Annotated in this window: 4 protein-coding genes; all 4 read left to right on the top strand. The window is 73.6% G+C overall.

Annotation, left to right across the window (positions count from 1 at the left end; translation table 11 throughout):
* On the top strand, nucleotides 1–278 hold a 278-nt coding region (locus tag ACYVPE_RS39360; protein ID WP_461038654.1), incomplete at its 5' end, for an adenosylcobinamide-GDP ribazoletransferase.
* A 137-nt stretch (nucleotides 279–415) separates the two neighbouring features.
* Nucleotides 416–1,948, top strand: a complete 1,533-nt coding sequence (locus ACYVPE_RS39355) for a leucyl aminopeptidase (RefSeq protein WP_461038653.1) — start codon at nucleotides 416–418, stop codon at nucleotides 1,946–1,948.
* 237 nt (nucleotides 1,949–2,185) lie between these two features.
* Nucleotides 2,186–3,574: a dihydrolipoyl dehydrogenase gene (gene lpdA / locus ACYVPE_RS39350; protein WP_461038652.1), complete on the top strand. Its 1,389-nt coding sequence runs from the start codon at nucleotides 2,186–2,188 to the stop codon at nucleotides 3,572–3,574.
* 65 nt (nucleotides 3,575–3,639) lie between these two features.
* Nucleotides 3,640–4,340: biotin/lipoyl-containing protein (locus ACYVPE_RS39345; protein WP_461038651.1), on the top strand; the 701-nt coding region annotated here is incomplete at its 3' end.

Genomic DNA, 4,340 nt, shown 5'->3' with positions numbered 1-4,340 from the left:
GGCTCGGGGCCGGGGTGGCGCGGGTGGTGCCGGTGCCGGCCGTCGTCGTCGCGTTGGGCGGCACGGTGGTGGTCGTCGCGGCCGCCGGCGGCCTGGCCGGCGGGGTCGCGGGCGCGCTCGCGGCCTGCTGCGCCGTCGCGTTGGGGCTGAGCGCGGCCGAGGGGCTGTTGTGGCACTGCCGGCGGCGGTTCGGCGGGGTGACGGGCGACGTGCTGGGCGCCGCGGCCGAGGTCGCGGGCACCACGGCGTTGGTGACCCTGGCCGTAGCGAGGGGTTGACGGAGCCCCGGCGTAGTCTTCTCGCGGATGTCCAGGGCCGGAAGATCGGCCCCTCATGGGCATCCGGCATCCGGCCGAGCGGCGCGGCGCCCCGCGCGGACAGTCGGAAAGTGACGACGACGAGGAACAACATCACAGTGACTGAACTCACCCTCAGCAATCTCGCGGCGACCGCGGTGCCGGCCGACGCCGTGGTCATCGGTCTCGCCAAGGGCGAGTCCGGGCCGGTCATCGCTCCGGGCTCGCCGGCGGCGGCGGCCGTCGACGCCGCCTTCGACGGCGGCCTGGCCGCCACCCTGAGCACCCTCGGCGCCAAGGGCGACGAGGAGGAGATCACCAAGGTGCCGGCGCCCGACGGGCTGCCGGTGCCGCTGGTGGTCGCCGTGGGCCTCGGCGCGGCGCCCGAGTCGGGTGCCGGCTTCCGTCCCGAGACGCTGCGCCGGGCGGCGGGCGCGGCGGCCCGGGCCCTGGCGGGCTCGGAGCACGCGGCGTTCGCGCTGCCGGTGGGCGGCGCCGAGGGGATCGGTCCTGTGGCGGAGGGCGCGCTGCTCGGCGCGTACGCGTTCACCGCGTTCCGCGGCCGGAGCTTCACCGGCGCGGACAGCGGGCCGCTCGGCCGGATCACGCTGCTCGACGCGGACGCCGGCGACGCGTCGCACGCGGCGGCCGCGGAGCGGGCGCTGGTGTTGGCCGAGGAGGTCGGGCGCACCCGTGACCTGGTCAACACCCCGCCGAACGCGCTGACCCCGGCGGGCTTCGCCTCGCTGGTCGCGGCGGCGGCCGCCGAGTACGGCGTCGAGGTGGCGGTGCTCGACGAGGAGGAGTTGACGGCCGGCGGCTACGGCGGCCTGATGGGCGTGGGCCAGGGCTCGGCCACGCCGCCGCGGCTGGTGCGGATCGGCTACGCGCCCGACCCGGGCGGCGCCCCGACGCTGGCGCTGGTGGGCAAGGGCATCACGTACGACTCGGGTGGCATCTCGCTCAAGCCGGCCGGTCACAACGAGACGATGAAGTGCGACATGAGCGGCGCGGCCGCCGTGCTCGGCACGGTGCTGGCGGCGGCCAGGCTCGGCCTGCCGGTGAACGTCACGGGCTGGCTGGCGCTCGCCGAGAACATGCCGTCGGGTTCGGCGGTGCGCCCGGGCGACGTGCTGACGATGTACAGCGGAAAGACGGTCGAGGTGCTGAACACGGACGCCGAGGGCCGTCTGGTGATGGCCGACGCGCTGACCAGGGCCTGTGAGGAGGCGCCCGACGCGTTGGTGGACGTGGCGACGCTGACCGGCGCGATGGTGCTGGCGCTCGGCAAGCGCACGTTCGGCGTGCTGGGCAACGACGAGGCGTTCCGCGACCTGGTGCACGAGACGGCGGGGCAGGCGGGCGAGCAGTCCTGGCCGATGCCGATGCCGGTGGAGCTGGCCGACGGGCTGAAGTCGTCGGTGGCCGACCTCTCGAACATGGGCGAGCGGATGGGCGGCGGCCTGACGGCCGGCCTGTTCCTGAAGGAGTTCGTCGCCGAAGGGGTGCGGTGGGCGCACCTGGACATCGCGGGCCCGGCGTTCAACGAGGGCGGGCCCTTCGGCTACACCCCCAAGGGCGGCACCGGTTCCGCGGTGCGCACCCTGGTGCGGCTCGCGGAGCGGGCCGGCGCCGGCGAGCTGGCGGGCTGAGGCCCGTCCTTCGGGAAACCGTGCCGAGGCCCTGTCCCCGTCCCGGCCGCCGTTGGCCGGGACGGGGCCTCGGGCCCGTCCGTCATCGCAGCGTGCAAAGATGGTGTCCCGGCAGGACAGGGCCGCGGCTCCCCCACAGGAGAGCCACACCACAGCCGCTTCGGCGGCACCGGAACCCGCCGGCCGGTCACCGTCGATCGGCCACGGGCGAAAAACCCCATCTTGGAGGAACGTGACGTGGCGAACGACGCCAGCACCGTTTACGACCTAGTGATCCTCGGTGGCGGCAGCGGTGGCTATGCCGCGGCCCTGCGGGCGTCCCAGCTCGGCCTGGACGTCGCACTCATCGAGAAGAACAAGCTGGGCGGCACCTGTCTGCACAACGGCTGCATCCCCACCAAGGCCCTGCTGCACGCGGGCGAGATCGCCGACGCGGCCCGCGAGGGCTCCGAGTTCGGCGTGAAGAGCACGTTCGACGGCATCGACATCGCCGGCGTGCACAAGTACAAGGACGGCGTGATCTCCGGCCTGTACAAGGGCCTGCAGGGCCTGGTCGCCTCGCGCAAGATCACCTACGTGGAGGGCGAGGGCCGGCTGTCCTCCCCCACGAGCGTCGACGTCAACGGGCAGCGGTACACCGGCCGGCACATCGTGCTGGCCACCGGCTCCGTGCCGAGGTCCCTGCCCGGCCTCACGATAGACGGCGACCGGATCATCTCCTCGGACCACGCGCTGGTCCTCGACCGGGTGCCCAAGTCCGCGATCGTGCTGGGCGGCGGCGTCATCGGCGTCGAGTTCGCCTCGGTGTGGAAGTCCTTCGGGGCGGACGTGACGATCGTCGAGGGCCTGCCGCACCTCGTCCCCGTCGAGGACGAGAACAGCTCCAAGCTGCTGGAGCGCGCCTTCCGCAAGCGCGGTATCACCTTCTCCCTCGGCTCGTTCTTCCAGGGCGCCGAGTACACGGCCGACGGGGTGCGGGTCACCCTGGCCAACGGCAAGACCTTCGAGGCCGAGGTGCTGCTGGTGGCCATCGGCCGCGGCCCGGTCTCGCAGGGGCTCGGCTACGAGGAGGCCGGGGTCGCGACCGACCGCGGCTTCGTGCTGGTGGACGAGTACTGCCAGACGAACGTGCCGACCATCTCGGCCGTGGGCGACCTCATCCCGACCCTCCAGCTGGCGCACGTCGGCTTCGCCGAGGGCATCATGGTGGCGGAGCGCCTGGCCGGCCTGAAGCCGGTGCCGATCGACTACGACGGCGTGCCGCGGGTCACCTACTGCCACCCGGAGGTGGCGTCCGTCGGCATCACCGAGGCCAGGGCCAAGGAGCTGTACGGCGCCGACCAGGTGGTCACGCTCAAGTACAACCTCGCGGGGAACGGCAAGAGCAAGATCCTCAAGACGGCGGGCGAGATCAAGCTCGTGCGCGTCAGGGACGGCGCTGTCGTCGGCATCCACATGGTCGGTGACCGGGTCGGCGAGCAGGTCGGCGAGGCCCAGCTGATCTACAACTGGGAGGCGCTGCCCGCCGAGGTGGCCCAGTTGATCCACGCGCATCCGACGCAGAACGAGGCGCTCGGCGAGGCCCACCTGGCCCTGGCCGGCAAGCCGCTGCACTCTCACGACTGACCTGGCCGCGTTATCCCAGAGCGCGCATGACCATTTGCCACTTTTCGTAAGGAGCAACAGAAACCATGGCGGTTTCCGTAACCCTTCCGGCGCTCGGCGAGAGCGTGACCGAGGGCACCGTCACCCGTTGGCTGAAGGCCGAAGGCGAACGCGTGGAGGTCGACGAGCCGCTGCTCGAGGTCTCCACCGACAAGGTCGACACCGAGATCCCCGCGCCCGTGGCCGGTGTGCTGTCGTCGATCAAGGTCGCCAAGGACGAGACCGTCGAGGTGGGCGGCGAGCTGGCGATCATCGACGACGGCACCGGTGCGCCGGCGGCCACGCCGGCGGCGGCTCCCGAGGCCCCCGCCGCGCCCGCCCCTGCGCCGACTCCCGCCCCTGCGCCTGCGCCTGCCCCCGTCGCGCAGGCTCCGGCGCCCACCCCCGAGCCCGCCCCCGCGGCGGCGCCCGCGGGTGGCGCGGCCGGCACCGACGTGGTGCTGCCCGCGCTCGGCGAGTCCGTCACCGAGGGCACCGTCACCCGTTGGTTGAAGGCGGTCGGCGAGTCGGTCGAGGTCGACGAGCCGCTGCTCGAGGTCTCCACCGACAAGGTCGACACCGAGATCCCCGCGCCCGTGGCCGGCACCCTGCTGGAGATCACGGTCGGCGAGGACGAGACGGCGGAGGTCGGCGCCAAGCTCGGCGTCATCGGCGCCGTCGGGGCCGACCCGGCGCCCGCTCCGGCGCCGGCGGCCCCCGCCCCGGCGCCGGCGCCCGAGCCCACCCC

It is taken from the genome of Streptomyces mayteni, from assembly GCF_054783955.1.
This window is presented reverse-complemented; position numbering and strand designations above follow the sequence as displayed.